This window comes from Enterococcus sp. DIV1767 (assembly GCF_050542585.1).
GTDB classification, from domain to species: domain Bacteria; phylum Bacillota; class Bacilli; order Lactobacillales; family Enterococcaceae; genus Enterococcus_D; species Enterococcus_D innesii.
Genome location: NZ_CP172936.1, coordinates 441,727 through 459,480 on the forward strand (window position 1 = coordinate 441,727; position 17,754 = coordinate 459,480).

14 protein-coding genes and 1 other annotated feature are annotated in these 17,754 nt (G+C 45.8%); of the genes, 13 read left to right on the forward strand and 1 reads right to left on the reverse strand.

What is annotated here, in order from left to right; genetic code table 11:
• Nucleotides 1-3: 3 nt before the first annotated feature.
• The 3 genes from IGI78_RS02160 to IGI78_RS02170 all read left to right on the forward strand — a co-directional run bounded on the left by IGI78_RS02160 (nt 4) and on the right by IGI78_RS02170 (nt 4,706).
• Nucleotides 4-699, forward strand: coding sequence for an L-ribulose-5-phosphate 4-epimerase (locus tag IGI78_RS02160; RefSeq protein WP_008376133.1), 696 nt, complete (start codon nt 4-6; stop codon nt 697-699).
• A 19-nt stretch (nt 700-718) separates the two neighbouring features.
• Nucleotides 719-2,143 carry an L-arabinose isomerase gene (gene araA / locus IGI78_RS02165; protein WP_430618262.1) on the forward strand — a complete coding sequence of 475 codons (1,425 nt, stop codon included), beginning with the start codon at nt 719-721 and terminating at the stop codon, nt 2,141-2,143.
• A gap of 196 nt (nt 2,144-2,339) precedes the next feature.
• On the forward strand, nt 2,340-4,706 hold the full coding sequence (locus IGI78_RS02170) for a phosphoketolase family protein (protein ID WP_430618264.1): 2,367 nt from the start codon (nt 2,340-2,342) through the stop codon (nt 4,704-4,706).
• A 129-nt stretch (nt 4,707-4,835) separates the two neighbouring features.
• On the opposite strand, the gene IGI78_RS02175 is transcribed toward IGI78_RS02170, so the two are convergent.
• A complete protein-coding gene (locus IGI78_RS02175) occupies nt 4,836-5,756 on the reverse strand; it encodes a LysR family transcriptional regulator (protein WP_005227268.1) in 921 nt (306 codons plus the stop codon).
• A 126-nt stretch (nt 5,757-5,882) separates the two neighbouring features.
• On the opposite strand from IGI78_RS02175, the gene IGI78_RS02180 reads away from it, so the two are divergent.
• The 10 genes from IGI78_RS02180 (at nt 5,883) to IGI78_RS02225 (ending at nt 17,734) form a co-directional block, all read left to right on the forward strand.
• Nucleotides 5,883-7,037, forward strand: coding sequence for a cobalamin-independent methionine synthase II family protein (locus IGI78_RS02180; RefSeq protein ID WP_185938602.1), 1,155 nt, complete (start codon nt 5,883-5,885; stop codon nt 7,035-7,037).
• Nucleotides 7,038-7,163: 126 nt separating this feature from the next.
• Nucleotides 7,164-7,398, forward strand: a binding site (T-box leader).
• A 307-nt stretch (nt 7,399-7,705) separates the two neighbouring features.
• Nucleotides 7,706-8,350 (forward strand): amino acid ABC transporter permease, encoded by a 645-nt coding sequence (locus IGI78_RS02185; protein ID WP_010748717.1) that lies wholly within the window; start codon nt 7,706-7,708, stop codon nt 8,348-8,350.
• 12 nt (nt 8,351-8,362) lie between these two features.
• Entirely contained in the window at nt 8,363-8,995 is a 633-nt protein-coding gene (locus tag IGI78_RS02190; RefSeq protein ID WP_005227272.1) for an amino acid ABC transporter ATP-binding protein, read from the forward strand.
• A 13-nt stretch (nt 8,996-9,008) separates the two neighbouring features.
• Nucleotides 9,009-9,812, forward strand: a complete 804-nt coding sequence (locus IGI78_RS02195) for an amino acid ABC transporter substrate-binding protein (RefSeq protein WP_005232224.1) — start codon at nt 9,009-9,011, stop codon at nt 9,810-9,812.
• A 164-nt stretch (nt 9,813-9,976) separates the two neighbouring features.
• Nucleotides 9,977-12,415, forward strand: a complete 2,439-nt coding sequence (locus tag IGI78_RS02200; RefSeq protein ID WP_195265343.1) for an FtsK/SpoIIIE family DNA translocase — start codon at nt 9,977-9,979, stop codon at nt 12,413-12,415.
• Nucleotides 12,416-12,456: 41 nt separating this feature from the next.
• Complete coding sequence (locus IGI78_RS02205; protein WP_005232219.1) at nt 12,457-13,158, forward strand: GntR family transcriptional regulator; 702 nt, start codon at nt 12,457-12,459, stop codon at nt 13,156-13,158.
• Between the two features lie 61 nt (nt 13,159-13,219).
• Nucleotides 13,220-14,020: a pyrroline-5-carboxylate reductase gene (proC, locus tag IGI78_RS02210; RefSeq protein ID WP_430618266.1), complete on the forward strand. Its 801-nt coding sequence runs from the start codon at nt 13,220-13,222 to the stop codon at nt 14,018-14,020.
• Between the two features lie 46 nt (nt 14,021-14,066).
• On the forward strand, nt 14,067-14,741 hold the full coding sequence (locus IGI78_RS02215) for an HAD family hydrolase (RefSeq protein ID WP_086293902.1): 675 nt from the start codon (nt 14,067-14,069) through the stop codon (nt 14,739-14,741).
• A 23-nt stretch (nt 14,742-14,764) separates the two neighbouring features.
• Nucleotides 14,765-15,013 (forward strand): hypothetical protein, encoded by a 249-nt coding sequence (locus IGI78_RS02220; RefSeq protein ID WP_016611397.1) that lies wholly within the window; start codon nt 14,765-14,767, stop codon nt 15,011-15,013.
• Between the two features lie 15 nt (nt 15,014-15,028).
• A complete protein-coding gene (locus tag IGI78_RS02225; RefSeq protein ID WP_195265339.1) occupies nt 15,029-17,734 on the forward strand; it encodes a YhgE/Pip domain-containing protein in 2,706 nt (901 codons plus the stop codon).
• The last annotated feature ends 20 nt before the right edge of the window (nt 17,735-17,754 follow it).

Sequence of the window (17,754 nt, forward strand, 5' to 3'; positions counted from 1 at the left end):
TTTGTGTTAGAAGGATTAAAAGAAGAAGTCTTTCAGGCCAATTTGGCATTGCCGAAGCAAGGATTGATCAAATACACCTGGGGCAATGTGTCAGCAGTGGATCGCCAACAGCAATTGTTTGTCATCAAACCTAGCGGTGTTGACTATGAAACCATGCAAGCCAGTGATATGGTGGTTTGTGATTTTGAGGGCAACGTAGTGGAAGGAGCGAAAAATCCTTCCTCCGATACGCCAACGCATGCCGTTTTATACAAAGCATTTCCAGAAATTGGTGGGATCGTCCATACCCATTCTACTTGGGCGACGAGCTGGGCTCAGGCAGGACTCGATCTGCCAGCGATGGGCACAACTCATGCCGATACGTTTTATGGAGCAGTCCCCTGTGCCCGCTTTTTGACCCAAGCCGAGATCGATGAAGGTTATGAAGCACAAACAGGACAGGTGATCGTCGAAACCTTTAAGGAACGCGGCATCACGCCAGAAGAAATTCCTGGTGTCTTGCTTCACGGTCATGGACCGTTTACCTGGGGCAAAACGGCGGATGCGGCGGTGATGAACGCAGTGGTCTTAGAAGAAGTTGCTAAGATGAATTTTATCACGCGTCAGCTGAACAGTTACGCACCCGAATTGCCGCAGCGGGTCTTAGACAAACATTATTTACGCAAACATGGAGAAAATGCCTATTACGGGCAAAAATAACGAAAAAGGAGCAAGTAGAATGTTAGAAATCGGGAAAAAAGAATTTTGGTTCGTCGTAGGATCACAGCACTTATACGGAGAAGAAGCATTACAAGAAGTACGGGACCATGCAGAAGAAATGGTCAAAAGCTTAAATGACAGCTCAAAGCTGCCTTATCCAGTCGTTTTACAAGAACTCGCTGTTACTGCCGATACGATTACGAAAATCATGAAAGAAGTCAACTATCGGGATGAAGTCGCTGGGGTGATCACCTGGATGCATACCTTCTCACCAGCAAAAATGTGGATTCGCGGCACGAAATTATTACAAAAACCATTGCTGCACCTTGCCACTCAATACAATGAACAAATTCCATGGGAAACCATCGATATGGACTTCATGAACTTGAACCAAGCGGCTCATGGTGACCGAGAATATGGATTTATCAATGCCCGTTTGAAAAAGCAAAACAAAATCGTTGTCGGCTATTGGAAAAATGAAGCCATCCAAAAAGAAATCGCTGCTTGGATGGACGTGGCAGTCGGCTACAATGAAAGCTTCCAAATCAAAGTCGCTCGTTTTGGCGACAACATGCGTAACGTTGGGGTGACCGAAGGCGATAAAGTCGAAGCACAGATCCAATTTGGCTGGACCGTTGATTATTTTGGGATCGGCGATTTGGTTCAAGTCGTCGATGCGGTGACTGACGAAGAAGTCGATGCACTCTTTGAAGAATACAGCCAGCTGTTTGATTTCGATTATGGCGATTACGACAAACAAGAATGGGCACGTCATGTCAAAGCCCAAGCCAAACAAGAAATCGGTCTGCGCCGCTTCCTTGAAGCAGGCGGCTATACGGCATTTACCACGAACTTTGAAGACCTATATGGTATGCAGCAGTTGCCTGGTTTAGCTGTACAACGTTTGATGGCAGAAGGCTATGGGTTTGCTGGTGAAGGGGACTGGAAAACCGCCGCTATTGACCGCTTGATGAAAATCATGGCCCACAATAAAGCGACTGGTTTTATGGAAGACTACACCTATGAACTGACACCTGGAAAAGAAGCCATCTTGCAATCCCACATGATGGAAGTCGATCCGGTATTAGCAGCCAATAAACCAAAAATCGTGGTTTCGCCATTGTCGATGGGGGATCGCGAAGATCCAGCCCGGCTCGTCTTTGACGGTCAAGGCGGCGAAGGTGTCGTGGTTTCGATGGCCGACTTTGGCACCCACTACAAATTATTGATCAATGAAGTCGATGCCTTTGAGCCAACTGAAGAAGCACCAAAACTACCGGTTGCACGAGTAATGTGGACGCCAAAACCAAACTTCCACGATGGCGTCAAACAATGGATCGAAACAGGCGGTGGCCATCACACCGTTGTCTCACTTGTCTTAAATTCTGACCAGATCGAAACATGGGCGAAGCTTGTAGGATTAGAATACGTAACGATCAAATAAGTACCCAATCACAAAAGAAATCGTTGGCGATGCCGGCGGTTTCTTTGCGTTTTTCTTAAGCTTTCTTGCCTTCTGGCTGTAAAGTGCGGACAAGCAAACCCTTGAAAGCACCAGCAATCAGCAAAATTGACTTTTAAATATAGGGGGCATAGACTTTTATGTAAGAGTGGAACAATGGACTAAAAGGAGGAGCACAATGAAGACAACCTACGATACACCAGAGTATTATCAGAAAATGAACGCTTGGTGGCGAGCAGCCAACTACCTTTCCGTTGGTCAGATCTATTTGAAAGACAACCCCTTATTGCGCCGCCCCATCGAAGAAAAGGATTTGAAAGTGAATCCAATTGGTCACTGGGGAACGATCGCCGGACAAAATTTTATTTACACCCATCTCAATCGCGTTATCAATAAGTACGACTTAAACATGTTTTATATCGAAGGACCAGGCCATGGCGGACAAGTCATGGTTGCGAATGCTTATTTAGACGGCAGCTACAGCGAGATCTATCCAAAAGCCACCCAAGACGAAGCAGGGATGAAACATCTATTCAAAACCTTCTCTTTCCCAGGTGGGATCGCTTCTCATGCGGCACCTGAAACGCCAGGTTCGATCCATGAAGGCGGCGAGCTAGGCTATTCCATCGCCCACGCTACCGGAGCTATTTTAGACAATCCCGATGTCATTGCAGCAGTAGTGGTCGGTGATGGCGAAGCCGAAACTGGACCATTAGCGGGCAGCTGGTTTTCAAATACCTTTATCAACCCAGTCAATGATGGCGCAATTTTGCCTATTTTGCATTTGAATGGCGCCAAGATTGCCAATCCAACAATTTTGGCTCGTAAAAGCGATCAAGATCTCACGAAATATTTTGAAGGCATGGGTTGGACCCCTTATTTCGTAGAAGGCGACGATCCAGAAGCCGTTCATCCGCAATTGGCACAGAAAATGGATCAAGCCATCGAACAGATCCACGCGATCCAAGCAGAAGCCCGCAAAGGTTCTGCGGAAGAAGCCGCTATGCCTCATTGGCCTGTTTTGATCGTTCGCACACCAAAAGGCTGGACTGGACCGAAAGTCTGGGATGGCGAGCCGATTGAAGGGGGCTTCCGTGCTCACCAAGTGCCGATCCCGGTCAATGCGAAACATATGGAACACGTGGATGCTTTGACGGATTGGCTGCAGTCTTATCGTCCAGAAGAGCTTTTTGACGAAAACGGCCGCATCAAAGCTGAGATTCAAGAATTGGCACCAAAAGGAGAGCAGCGGATGGCGGTCAACCCAATCACCAATGGGGGGATCGATCCGCAACCGCTACGCTTGCCAGATTGGCAAGCACATGCCATTGCGATTGAGACACCAGGGGAAACGACTGCCCAAGATATGATGGTCTTCGGAAAATTTGCCCGTGACATCATCAAAGAAAATCCTGACAACTTCCGCATTTTTGGCCCAGATGAAGCCAAATCCAATCGGTTGAACCATGTGTTCGAAGTCACGGACCGCCAATGGTTGGAGCCAAAACATCCTGATTATGATGAATGGCTGTCTTCAGTGGGCCGTGTGATTGATTCACAATTATCAGAACATCAAGCAGAAGGCTTCTTGGAAGGCTATGTGCTGACGGGGCGTCATGGCTTCTTTGCCAGCTACGAGTCGTTCCTAAGAGTCGTTGATTCTATGATCACGCAGCACTTCAAATGGTTACGAAAAGCCCATGATCTGGACTGGCGCAACCCGTACCCCTCATTGAATTTGATCGCTTCATCAACGGTCTTCCAACAAGACCATAATGGGTACACCCACCAAGATCCAGGGATCATGACCCATATTGCAGAGAAAAAAGCCGACTTTGTGCGGGTCTACTTGCCAGCCGATGCCAATAGCTTGATGGCTGTCATGGCTGAAACACTCGCTTCTGAAGAAAAGATCAATCTAGTGGTCTCTTCTAAACACCCACGTCCGCAGTTTTATTCGGCGGATGAAGCGAAAGTGCTTGTCAAAGATGGCTTGAAAATCATCGACTGGGCATCGACGGATGAAGGACAAGAACCGGACATTGTGATCGCAGCTGCCGGGACGGAACCGAATTTGGAAGCTTTAGCTGCTGTTTCGTTGCTGATTGAAGCCTTCCCAGAGTTGAAAGTCCGCTTCATCAATGTGGTCGATCTATTGAAATTGCGTCGTCCAGAAGTCGATCCTCGTGGGTTGAGCGATGGAGCATTCGAAGCCTACTTTACGAAAGACAAACCGATCGTATTTGCTTTCCACGGGTATGAAGGACTGATTCGCGACATCTTCTTTGGCCGTCGCAACCAACAGCTTCATATTCATGGGTACCGAGAAAATGGCGACATCACGACACCGTTTGATATGCGGATCCTTTCTGAATTGGATCGCTTCCACTTAGCCAAAGACGCCGCCGAATGGGTCTATGGAGAAAAAGCAACGGACTTTGCCCAAAAAATGGCAGACACCGTTGCGTATCACCATGACTTTATTCGAGAAAACGGCTATGATATCGCTGAAGTCGAAGAGTGGGAATGGAAACCATTGCGTTGATTTATTCTCCACAACGCCAACGTAAGACAGTTTAAGAACAAAAAAAGCACAAAAGAAACAAAACGATCCGCAACAGGGTCGGGACACCTTACTAAGGAAGCCCGCCCGACTGTCTGCGGATCGTTTTTTTTAAAAGACGTCGAAACCGTAATTTTTGATATGCTGCTTCAACAAGGCGAGATAGTCCAAAGCCATCTCGCTCAGTTCCATTTTCTTGTGTTTGAGGTAACCTAGGGTCATCGCATCATCGACTTCCAAAGGGATCGCAACGATTTTTTCATCATTCAGCTCACTGCTGATGATCCCAGAGCTGATGGTATAGCCGTTGAGACCCACCATCAAATTGAAGATCGTGGCACGATCGCTGATGCGAATGTGTTTTTTGCGCTGTAAAGTGCTTAAGATCTCTTCAGAAAAGTAGAAGGAATTGGTTTCCCCTTGTTCGTACGACAAATAGGTATAAGGTTCCAAATCAGCTAATGTGATGCTTTTTTTCTGAGTCAGGGGATTTTCTCGGCCGATGAAGACGTGAGGTTTGGCTTCAAATAAAGGAATGAATTGCAGGTCTTTTTCGTGGATCAAACGGGTGAGGACCGTCGTGTTAAAATCATTCAGATAAATGACCCCTAATTCGCTCTTAAACGTCTGGATATCATCCAATACATTTTGTGTTTGGGTCTCCCGCAAGGTGAATTGAAATTCATCTTCCCCTAACTGTTTGACCAGCTCCACGAAGGCGTGGACGACGAAGGCATAGTGCTGCGCAGAAACACTGAAAACATGCTTGCGATGGCTGTCTTTGCGAAAGCGTTCGTCCAAGAGATTGACTTGGTCTAAAACATTTCGAGCATAATTGAGAAAGGAACGGCCATCATCGGTCAAGGTCACCCCTAATTTACTGCGGTAAAACAGCTGCAGATCATATTCTTTTTCCAACTCTTTCATGGCTTGAGAGAGGGAGGGCTGACTGATGAAAAGCTGTTTGGCGGCTTCATTGAAAGAGCCGGTCTCTACGATTTTTTCCAAATATTCAAGCTGCTGGATACGCATGGGAAGCAACCTCCTTTTCGTGTTATAGGTATTGCCTATGGAATATATAAGTTTATAAGTATTATCTATAGTATAATATGTTTGCTAGAATAAATCTAACAATTTTGAAAACTTTGTATAGGAGGAATGGATATGGCAACAGACAAATTTCAGCTTGTGGGGTCATTGTTACGACCACAAGATTTATTGGACTACAAAAATCAAATCGAGCATCGGGAGGATATCCACTACCCGTTTTATGATGCGTTTCCTGGCTACCAAGAAACGGAAGCAAAAGCGATCGCTGACATCATTGCAGCGCAAAAAGAACACGGCATTACAGTCATCACAGATGGCGAACATGGCCGCTCGATGTGGCATCTGGATTTTCTCTGGGGATTAAAAGGCGTTGAGCGCTATATCTCCGATCATGGATATGCCTTTGAAGATTTGGACGGTGGACATTTTGAGACGCGTAAAGACATCGGCATCCGAATCACAGAACCATTATCTGGCAAAAACCATCATTACTTGACATTGTTTAAAGAAACCAAACGCCAAGCTGGCGACCTGCCAGTCAAAATCACCGTCTGGGGGGCTGCCCACGCCTTTACCGAGCTGACTGTCTTTAACGACCTCGTTGGTGAAGGTCAGGTGTATCCAACGAAAGAAGCCTTGCGGGAAGGGCTGCTTAACGCCTACAAGGAATTCTTGCAGGAATACCGAGAAGCCGGTGGTGAGATCGTTCAGTTCGATGATTGTTTATGGGAATTATTTGCCGAAGACAATGACAAGAGCTTCTTCACCCAAGGCAATGACGGCTTAGAAGCGTTAGCCGATGAATTCGTGGCGATCAACAACGAAGTCGCTGACTACGCCCACGAATTAGGATTAAAAGTCTGGACCCACAACTGCCGCGGCAATTACCAAAGCCGCGCGGCAGCCAGCGGTACCTACAAAGCGATCGCCGAAAAATTCTTGCGTGATCAGCATTATGACCGCTTTTTCCTAGAGTGGGACGATGACCGTGCCGGTGATATCTCGGCTTTAGAAGCGCTGAAAGATCGTCCAGAAGTGGAGGTTGTCTTAGGCTTATTATCCAGCAAAACCGCCACATTAGACGATGAAGAGCGAGTGATCGCCTTATTAGACAAAGCTAGCCAAATCATTCCTAAGGAGCGGCTTTATCTTTCTCATCAATGCGGCTTTGCCTCTTGTGACTGCGGCAATGAGCTTTCGACTGAACAGCAGTGGGCAAAAATCAAGCAAGGACAAGCCTTGGCTGAAGCATACTTCGGTTAAGCAGTTGCGTCTTCTTTTCCCTGAATCTTCCCCTCGAAACCGGTGCATGCGACAAAGTTTCGAAAATTTCAGAAAAAATGTTTGACATTTTCTTTAAGAGCGAGTAAAGTAAGACACAACTTAATGAAACAGACATCGAAAAGAAGAGTAGCAAGGCTTGCTGTTTGAAGAGAGTCTCTGGTTGGTGCAAAGAGATAACGCATGGTTGTGAAACACATCTTGGAGTCGTTTTTCCGAAAGAAAAGTAGGAGAGACCGGGTTTGCCCGTTACAGCAGCAGTCATTGATTGATGACTTTCTGAGTTCAGTTGCTGTGAAGCACTGATAAACAAAGGTGGAACCGCGTTGATAACGTCCTTTAGCTGTAATGGCTAGGGGACGTTTTTTTTCTCTTTTTTTGCGGCTCACCGAAAACCGAAAGTGGAAGGATCACAAAGACTGCACGAGGCCTTTTCCTGTGAAGGAAAGGCAAATTGAGGTGGAACCACGTATCTAGCGTCCTCTGGCAAATGCCAGTGTGCGCTTTTTTTGTTTTTCTTTTTTAGAAAAATGAAACTTGCCAGTTGCCCCTCACCAGCCAACGCCCAGCGTCACATAAGCGTCGGAGAAGCCGTCGCTAAGCTGTATCGCTGCTAATCGAAATTGAAACCTATCAAGGAGGAAGTCATCATGTTTGAGTATTTAGTCAATGTTATGCCCCAACTGATTTCAGGAACTGGAATCACCGTTAAATTGTTCGCACTGACCTTAATCGGGTCCATTCCCTTAGGCATTTTGTTGGCCTTTGTTTTAGCCAGTCGCCTGCGTATTTTGAAATTGATCGTGCAAGTCTACGTTTGGTTGATGCGAGGAACGCCTTTATTGCTACAGTTGATCTTCGTATTCTACGGTCTGCCGATCTTAGGGATCGTCTTTGACCGCTTTGAAGCAGCCTTGATCGCCTTTATTATCAATTACGCTGCTTATTTTGCTGAGATTTTCCGTGGGGGGATCCAATCGATTCCAGCCGGACAGTACGAAGCCGCGAAAGTCTTGCGTTTGTCGCCGATCCAAACGATCCAAAAAATCATCATCCCACAAGTCGTCAAGATCACCCTGCCATCTGTCGGCAATGAAGTCATCAATCTTGTCAAAGACACATCTCTCGTTTACATCTTAGGCTTGTCAGACGTGATGCGAATCGGAAAAATCGCCATGGAGCGAGACAGTACCTTGCTTCCGTTAGTTGGGGTCGGCTTGATCTACTTGGTGATGACAGGCGTCTTTACGTTATTGTTAAAACAAATCGAGACCAAACTGGACTATTACCGTTAGGAGGAACCACGTATGTTAGAACTAAAACAAGTATCAAAATCATTTGGCGCTAAAAAAGTCATCGATCAGCTAGACTTGACGATCGAAGACGGCAGTATCTTAGCGGTGGTCGGTCCTTCCGGTGGCGGGAAAACCACCTTGCTTCGGACACTAGCAGGGTTAGAAACGATCGATTCTGGAAGCTTTTTACTGGATGGCAAAGCCTTTGATCCCACCGACACAAAGGAACAAGAACAAGTCGTCGGTGTTGTCTTCCAAGACTTCCAATTATTTCCGCACTTATCGGTTTTTGAAAACATCACTTTGGCACCAAAAATGGTGCTAAAACAAGACAAGGCCGCGTATACAGCAAAAGCCGAACAGTTGGCAGAAAAACTAGGGTTAAGTGACCTACTAGCCCAATATCCCTTCCAATTGTCCGGGGGGCAGCGGCAACGGGTGGCTATTGCACGAGCGATGGCGATGAATCCCAAAGTGTTGGCCTATGACGAGCCTACCAGCGCCTTAGATCCAGGCTTGAGACAGCAAGTCGAACAGCTGATCTTGGATCTGAAAAAAGAAGGAGTGACCCAGATCGTGGTGACCCATGATTTGGTTTTTGCCGAAAATATCGGCGATCAATTATTAAAAGTAGCAGGAGAATAAGGGGGAGAACAAAATGAAAAAATTACTATTGACGGGAATCGCAGCAGCAAGTGTATTTTTATTAGGGGCGTGCGGCAGCAGCAATGACACCACAACCAGTGCCGCTGACAAAGAAGAAGTGATCGTCGGCCTAGACGATACCTTCGTACCGATGGGCTTTAAAGACGACCAAGGCAACATCGTTGGGTTTGATGTGGATTTAGCCACAGCGATTTTGGATCTAACAGGAACCAAAGTCAAATTTCAACCAATCGATTGGTCCATGAAAGAAACCGAACTAAGCAATGGCACCATCGATATGATCTGGAACGGGTATACCAAAACCGCAGCTCGTGAAGAAAAAGTATTGTTTACAGATACTTATATGGAAAACAAACAAGTCTTGGTCACAGCGAAATCAAGCGGCATTACAAGCTTTGATGATATGGAGGGCAAAGTCTTAGGTGCCCAAGAAGGCTCTTCTGGTTATGAGACCTTCAACAACCAACCGGAAGTTTTGAAGGATCTCGTAGACGGCAATGACGCAACCTTGTATGCCAGCTTTAATGAAGCCTTTATCGATCTAGAAAACGGTCGGATCGACGGTCTTTTGATCGACCGCGTCTACGCAGAATATTATTTGACTCAAACAGGCAAAACCGATGACTTCAACGAAATCGAAAGCCCCTTTGAAGCAGAAGATTTTGCTGTAGGTGTGCGGAAAGACGATCAAGCCATGGCAGATAAAATCAATGATGGTTTGAAAGAATTGCAAGACAATGGTACCTTTGCTGAAATCTCTGAAAAGTGGTTTGGCGAAGACGTCACACCAAACTAAAAACAAGTCAACAAGAGGCACTGGCTGCTTAGCGGCTGGTGTTTTTTTCATCATTTAAGAAATTTTCGCTTAAATTCCAGCACCTAACCAAAATTTCTCACAGGAAAACTTTTGTTCGCCTTCTTTTTTCGTTATAATAGGGAAAGATGAAAAGAGGGATAGAAATGGCGCAAAAAAAACGCGCAAAGAAACGCAAAACAAAAAAACAACAAAAACAGCAAGAGAAATTAATGCTGGTCGGCGTCGGCCTGCTCTTTGTCTTGTTTTCGATATTTGGCTTTTTCCATTTAGGTTTTTTAGGAACCTTGATTGCCAACGCGTTTCGGATCGTTGGCGGAAACACGTACCAATTTTTGAGTGTTGCCCTAGCCGCTTATGGTGTCTGGTTAGCGATCAAAACGACCGATGCTCGATTTAAGAGTATTCGGCGAGTGATTGGCTGTGTATTGGTGTATTTTGGTTTACTGATCATCCTCCATGCGCAAATCTTTAGTAATGTGGTGGGAGAACAAGCCAATATCTTCCAAACGACATGGATGACGCTGTTAGGCGATATTCGGCGCAGCCAAGTGACCCAAAATGTCGGGGGCGGAATGATTGGCGCCATGCTTTATGGGGCGACCTATTTTCTTGTTTCCCAGATCGGCAGCTACATCATCGCTGTTTTACTCATGCTGATCGGGGCGTTCTTGTTCAGCCAAATGAGCAGCCACGAGTTAGTGGAGCACCTGCAAATAGCTGGTGACAAGCTGCAGCGGTTGTTAGAAGGCTCTCCAGAAAAGCAAGCCGAACGAGAAGCCCGCAAAGCGGAACGAGCAGCAGAGAAACAAGCGGCGAAAGAAGCCAAAAAAGAAGCCGAGCGAGCAGCAGTCATGGCGGAGATCAAAGAAAAGAATCAAGTCCGACCAATGACAGAAGACGAAAAATCAGCAAAAGAACAGCAGATGCAAGCGCCAGCTGATTTTGAACCAGAGCAGCTGAGCTTTGTACCCATCGACCACTTCCAAGAATTGCCGAAAGCGGCGGGACCAGAGGCCGCTCAAGCACCACATCCAGCGGGAAACAAACCGGGACCAAGCAAAAAGGTCAATGAAGACGGGGAGATCCTCGATGACGATGGTGAAGTATTGGAATTTGAGATTTCGGAAGAAGCTGAAAATCGTGATTATGAATTGCCTTCAGCGCAATTACTCGATTCGATCCCTTCAACGGATCAAAGCAGCGAGTACAAAAAGATCGAACAAAATATCGGTGTGTTAGAAACTACCTTCCAAAGCTTCGGTGTTGACGCAAAAGTCGTCAAAGCCAGCTTAGGACCAGCAGTAACCAAATTCGAAGTTCAACCAGCAGTAGGGGTCAAAGTCAGCAAAATCGTCGGGTTGACCGATGATATCGCCTTAGCCTTGGCCGCCAAAGATGTCCGGATGGAAGCGCCGATCCCAGGGAAATCATTGATTGGGATCGAAGTTCCAAACAGCGCAGTCAGCATGGTTTCATTCCGAGAAGTGATCGAAGCCCAACCAGATCATCCAGATAAACTATTAGAAGTACCTTTAGGACGCGACATTTCTGGTCGTGTCCAAACGGCAGACTTAACGAAAATGCCCCATCTCTTGATTGCCGGATCGACCGGGAGCGGGAAGTCCGTAGCCATCAACGGCATCATCACCAGTATTTTGATGCGGGCAAAACCCCATGAAGTCAAACTGATGATGATCGACCCGAAAATGGTTGAATTAAATGTTTACAATGGGATTCCCCATCTCTTGACACCTGTCGTGACAAATCCCCGCAAAGCGGCGCAAGCGTTGCAAAAAGTGGTCAAGGAAATGGAAGAGCGCTACGAAAAATTTGCGGCAACTGGGGTCCGAAACATTACTGGCTACAACGATTTAGTGATCAATAAGAATTTAGAAGACGGCGAAAATCGTCCGATCTTGCCATTTATTGTAGTGATCGTCGATGAGTTAGCCGACTTGATGATGGTTGCCAGCAACGAAGTCGAAGATGCCATCATTCGTTTGGCGCAAATGGCACGGGCAGCAGGTATCCATATGATCTTAGCAACGCAACGACCAAGTGTGGATGTCATTACAGGGATCATCAAAGCCAATGTTCCATCGCGGATGGCCTTTGCGGTTTCCAGCGGTGTCGATTCGCGGACCATCATTGATGGGAACGGGGCCGAAAAACTGCTGGGCCGCGGCGACATGCTGTATCTGCCGATGGGTGAGAACAAACCGATTCGGGTCCAAGGGGCCTTTATTTCCGACCAAGAAGTCGAACGAGTGGTTGAATTCGTGACCGATCAGCAAGAAGCCAATTATGAAGAAAAAATGATGGTCACTGAGGAAGAAACGAGTGCTGGCAGCAGCGGACAACCGCAAGATGAGCTATTCGAAGATGCCAAAGCTCTTGTGGTGGAAATGCAGACCGCCAGCGTTTCTCTCTTGCAGCGACGTTTTCGCATCGGCTATAACCGAGCAGCTCGGTTAGTGGATGAATTAGAAGATCAAGGCGTCGTTGGCCCTTCTGAAGGCAGCAAGCCGCGGAAAGTTTTGATAGAGCCCCAACCAGAAGACATTCCTACCTTTGATGAATAAGGAGAACAAGACCAATCCAATGAGAGAAAGGCGAGATAGCAATGAAACGCAAACACATTCTTTACCGTGATGTTGCCGATAAGCTCAAAGAAGACATCATGTCGGGTCGCTACCCGATTGGTTCGTTTTTACCGACGGAAACAGAATTGGAAGCTACCTTCAATGTCAGCAAGATCACTGTCCGCAAAGCCATCGAATTGTTAGCGGCAGATGAGTATGTGGAAAAACGAAGCGGACGTGGGACGACGGTTTTAAGCAATCGCCCCTACAACAAGCTGTCAAAAGGCACGACGTTTAGCCAATTGCTTGAAAAGACCGGCAAGGAATACACAAAGAAAAACCTCAGCTATGAATTAGTCGAACTTGCGCCTGAACACCCTGCGTATTCTTTGATGGGCAAAGAAGTCATGCGTTTACGTCGCATGTACTATTTTGACCACCAACCCTTTATTTACTATGAGTACCATTTGCCAAAGCAACTAAAGGGAACCTCCATCGAGGTCTTTGAAGAAAAATCATTGTATCGCCTATTGGATGAACATCGAATGATCATCGATCGCTTTCAAGATGCGTTTGTGGCGACGACGTTGACTGAAGAGCAGCAGAAGTTTATGATCACACCGGAAGTCGCTGCCTTGAAACGAACCCGTTATTCGTATGATCTACAAGGAGAAGTGGTAGAATATACAGAAGGGATCTATAACACCGCCTTGCATCCGTATATGATCGAGTTTGAAGCCTAGTCATTGATTAGGCTTTTTTAGCAAAAAGTGGTACCAAAATCAGAAGTGGAGCGTGAAATACATGAGAAAAATCGCCTTTTTAGGAGCCGGTAACATGGCAAAAGCTATCATTAATGGCTTGATTGCAGCAAAGCTGTATGAACCAGCAGAGATCTTGGTTTATAACCATCGCTACGAGCCGACTTTGGCACAATTAGAAAAAGAAACCGGGATCACTGGGACAACTAATCTAGTAGATGTCACCGAAAAAGGGGAGATCCTCGTCTTAGCAGTCAAACCTTTTGTCTTTCCCCGCTTGCTTGCTGATTTAAAAGCAGGATTGACTGAGGATCATTTACTAGTATCCATTGCCGCGGGTGTGACGATCGCGCAAATGGAAGAAATCATCGGTGCGCACAAAATCGTGCGGGTCATGCCAAATACCCCCGCACTTGTTGGCGAAGGCATGTCTTCTATCAGCCCCAACGGCCAAGTAACGGAAGCCGAAGCCAACGAAGTCAAACAGCTTTTTGAAAGCCTTGGGAAAGCCGAGCAAGTACCAGAAAGCATGATCGATGCAGTCATTGGTGTCAGTGGTTCTTCACCAGCCTACACGTATTTGTTCATTGAAGCTTTGGCAGATGGAGCAGTGGCAGAAGGAATGCCGCGACCGATGGCGTATGAATTTGCTGCTCAAGCGGTATTAGGCGCAGCGAAGATGGTACTAGAGACGAAGGAACACCCAGGTGTTTTAAAGGATCGTGTCAGCTCGCCTGGGGGCACAACGATCCAAGCAGTCAAAACATTAGAGGAAAATGGCTTTCGTGCGGCTGTCATCAAAGCAGTGCAAGTAGCTGCTGATAAAAGTCGGGAGATGTCTTGATCCCCAGTGAGTGAGGAAAAAATCTTAGCAAAACGAAGGAGCGTTTATGAAAGAACTTTTGATTTTTGATTTTGATGGATTGTTAGTCGATACCGAAAGAGTCTATTTTGATGGGTGGTTGGCTCTATTTAAAAAGTATCAGCTTCCGATTACAGCCGCTGATATTTTTGGTTGGCGTGGTCAAAGTTGGCAACAGACGGCTAGTAAACTAGCCGACCTCGTAGGTGGTCAGCAGCGGGTGCAGGAATTACGAGCAGAACGGGAAGTCTATATTGCCCAGCAAATAACCGATGGCACCTTCAAAACCAAACCCTATGCGAAAGAAACCATCGCATTGGCTCGGGAGAAAGGCTTCCAAACGGCACTAGCCACCTCGACGATGAAAAAAAGAGCCTCTGAATTGTTGGCGCATTTCGATTTGTTGCAGGCCTTTGACTATCAGACCTTTGGCGATGATGTCTCCGCCCATAAACCTGATCCAGCACCTTACTTGCTGACTTTAGAAAAAGCGCAAGTCGCAGCAGAAAAAGCATTAGTCATGGAAGATTCTCTTGTGGGAGCAACAGCTGCGACACGTGCGGAGATCGATGTCGTGTTGATTCCCGATCAAAGTTTTGATCAAGTCTACTCCCCAGAAGAGAAGGCCGGACTTCAGTTATATGGCGAAGCCACCTCACTGAAATATGTGTATGATTTATTGGCAAAGGATCAACTGAAATAACACCTAAAAAAGCTTCCTTTTCGTTGCAGAAAAAGGAAGCTTTTTTTGTGAAGAAAAGACCGGTAAAAAAACAGTTCAAAGGATATGAGTGGTTTGTTTTTCGCCATCATGGTAAAGTTAAAGAAAGTTTAACAATAAGCGAAAAAAAACAAAAAGTAAAGGGGTTTCATTTTGACAAAAACGTCCATTTGTCAAAAGGACTTTTCTTGGTCGATCGTAGCCGTTGGCGGCGGGGGAAAAACATGGTAAATTATCCTTCGACGAAGAACTAGTGGGGGAAGAAAAAAATGAATAAACTAAAGAATGTTTTCTATTTATATAAACTGGACTGGAAACGAATTTTCAGCAATCCAATCTCTGCATTTTTGATCATTGCCTTAATGATCTTACCCTCGCTTTATGCGTGGTTCAATATCAAAGCACTTTGGGATCCATATGGCAACACCAGTGAATTGCCAATCGCCGTGTATAGTGCGGATAAAGGGGCAGAATTTCAAGGCAAGCATATCGATATCGGTGATGAAGTCATCGACACCCTCCATGATAACAAACAGTTAGGCTGGCGTTTCGTGGATTCAAAAGAGGACTTGGTAGAAGGGGTCAAATCAGGAAAATATTACGCCGGTATTTATCTGCCAGCTGATTTTTCAGATGATCTGATCAGCTTTACCAGCGGGACAATTGAAAAACCGACGATCGAGTATTACAGTAACCAAAAAATCAATGCCATCGCACCAAAAATCACCGAAAAAGGAGCCAGCAGTCTTCAAGAAGAAATCTCACAAAACTTTATTGAGACTGCCAGTTCCACGTTAATAAAAGTCTTCAATGAAATCGGCTATGACATTGATTCCAACTTAGTCAGCATCAACAAAGTCAAATCCATGATCTTAGATACCGATGACAATTTGGCTACGATCGACGGTTATACGAAAGAGATCGTCACCTTGCACGATAAGTTTCCAGAAATCAAAGAAAAGATCGCAAAAGCCGAAGAATTTACCGATTATATCCCGCAAGTGGATGCCATGGGGGAAAAGCTGATTGGCCTAAACGATAAGCTGCCGACATTGAAGAAAGAAGCCAGCATCATTTTGACCTTGCAAGAAAAGATCCCAGAGATCCAAAATGCCGGCAAACAATTGAAGATGATCGATGATGATTTTGATGACATTGCCAGCACCATGACGGACGGCATCGATACCGCCAAACAAGGACTGCAAGTTATCGAACAAGTTCAAGCCGCGTTACCACAGATCGAACAACTAGGCGACCAAGCCGCCAGCTTCGCCACAGCGACCAAAGATGGGGCGCAACAGTTGCAAGATGCCCTGCCAAGTATTTCTAGCAGTGTGAAGGTGACGATTCAGTCGATCAGTCAAGTGGCAACCACCACTGCTGGGCTGACAAGTACGATTCGCCAAGCACTCGCTGACAATGAACTAACGGATGAAGAGCGTCAAGCGATCAGTGCAACGATCACTGACTTTCAAAAGAACATCCAGCAACAACAATCAGCCTTGGATTCCTTGATTGCCTTTTTAACCAATATTCAGAATTCTGGTAGTAACGCCGATTTAGAAGGTATCATTACGCAACTAAGCAATGCTAAAACATCGCTAGGAGTTTTATCTGACCGCTTATCGCAATTGAATAACCTTGTTCAAAATGGGTCTGTTGATGAAATTACAGCGTATCTCGATCAAGTTACCGCAGCTGCTCAAAACATCGCTGATCTTATGAACAGCATCAATGTTGATTCAATCACCACCACCATCAACGACATCCTAACCAAACTAATCGAAACCATCACCACTGCCGAAGATGTCTTGAAAAAAGCCCAAGAAATCGATTTTGACTCGTTGCTGTCTTCCACCAAATCAGTGGTCAGCAATGCCGTGACGATTTTGGAAAAATACCAAAAAGAATTACCTGCTATCAAGCAAGAATTGCACGATGCCAATACGATGCTGAATGGTCACATGGATGAGATCGTCAATGCCATCAACAAAGGAGCCGACCTTTACAACAACGAATTGCCAGTTGTCGAAGAAAAATTAGGGCTGGCCGTAGACTTCTTGCAAAACGATTGGCCAACCATCAAATCAGAAATTAGTTCTACGATGGCGATGGTGGATGAAAAACTGCCAGAAGTTGAAAAAGCCTTGGATGCGGCTGTCGATTTGATCAATAACGATTGGCCAAGTATCAAAGCTGGCATCCACAAAGCCGCTGATGCGATCCGAGCAGGAGAAAATGAAGTCGATCTCGGGGAAGTCATCAAATTATTGAAACTTGATGCTACGGATGAAGCTGACTTCTTCAAACAACCAGTGGAATTAAAAAGCAATGAAATCTACCCAATCGCCAACAATGGTTCAGCTAGTACGCCATTTTATACCGCATTGTGTTTGTGGGTAGGGGCATTATTGTTGTCAAGTGTCGCTACAACGGAGTATCATTTAGAGAAGAAAGACAAAAAACGCTTTACCCAACGTGAAACCTTTGTGGCACGAATGCTGACGTTCTTGACGATGGCAGTCGCCCAAAGTTTGATCGTGACCCTAGGAAATATGTTTTTATTAGGCGTTGATGTCCACAATCCAGTGTACAGTGTCTTCTTCGCATTACTCGTCGGACTCGCTTTTATGATGATCGTTTACGTACTGGCAGGACTGTTCGGCAACCTCGGGAAAGGGATCGCCATCATCATTTTGGTTCTCTCCATCTCAGGTGGGGGAGGAAACTACCCAATCCAAGTCTCTGGGAAGTTCTTCCAATTCATTAATCCGCTGCTGCCATTTACCCATGCAGTCAATCTGTTAAGAGAATCAGCCGGTGGAATCTATTGGCCAAATGCTATCCCGCAGTTGATCATTTTAACGATTTTGTTCCTAGTCTTTGGGATCGTCGGTACCTACGCGTATCCTTATCTAGTCAACTCTACGAAGAAACTAAGTGACATTTCCAAAGAGAGTCATTTCTTCCACTAAAATCTTAAAGCAGAAAGAGC

Bases quoted from the DNA above. Each gene is read 5' to 3' on its own strand.
- araA (WP_430618262.1), top strand. From the start codon at position 719: ATGTTAGAAATCGGGAAAAAAGAATTTTGGTTCGTCGTAGGATCACAG.
- IGI78_RS02170 (WP_430618264.1), top strand. From the start codon at position 2,340: ATGAAGACAACCTACGATACACCAGAGTATTATCAGAAAATGAACGCT.
- IGI78_RS02175 (WP_005227268.1), bottom strand. From the start codon at position 5,756: ATGCGTATCCAGCAGCTTGAATATTTGGAAAAAATCGTAGAGACCGGC.
- IGI78_RS02180 (WP_185938602.1), top strand. From the start codon at position 5,883: ATGGATATGGCAACAGACAAATTTCAGCTTGTGGGGTCATTGTTACGA.
- IGI78_RS02185 (WP_010748717.1), top strand. From the start codon at position 7,706: ATGTTTGAGTATTTAGTCAATGTTATGCCCCAACTGATTTCAGGAACT.
- IGI78_RS02190 (WP_005227272.1), top strand. From the start codon at position 8,363: ATGTTAGAACTAAAACAAGTATCAAAATCATTTGGCGCTAAAAAAGTC.
- IGI78_RS02195 (WP_005232224.1), top strand. From the start codon at position 9,009: ATGAAAAAATTACTATTGACGGGAATCGCAGCAGCAAGTGTATTTTTA.
- IGI78_RS02200 (WP_195265343.1), top strand. From the start codon at position 9,977: ATGGCGCAAAAAAAACGCGCAAAGAAACGCAAAACAAAAAAACAACAA.
- IGI78_RS02205 (WP_005232219.1), top strand. From the start codon at position 12,457: ATGAAACGCAAACACATTCTTTACCGTGATGTTGCCGATAAGCTCAAA.
- proC (WP_430618266.1), top strand. From the start codon at position 13,220: ATGAGAAAAATCGCCTTTTTAGGAGCCGGTAACATGGCAAAAGCTATC.
- IGI78_RS02215 (WP_086293902.1), top strand. From the start codon at position 14,067: ATGAAAGAACTTTTGATTTTTGATTTTGATGGATTGTTAGTCGATACC.
- IGI78_RS02225 (WP_195265339.1), top strand. From the start codon at position 15,029: ATGAATAAACTAAAGAATGTTTTCTATTTATATAAACTGGACTGGAAA.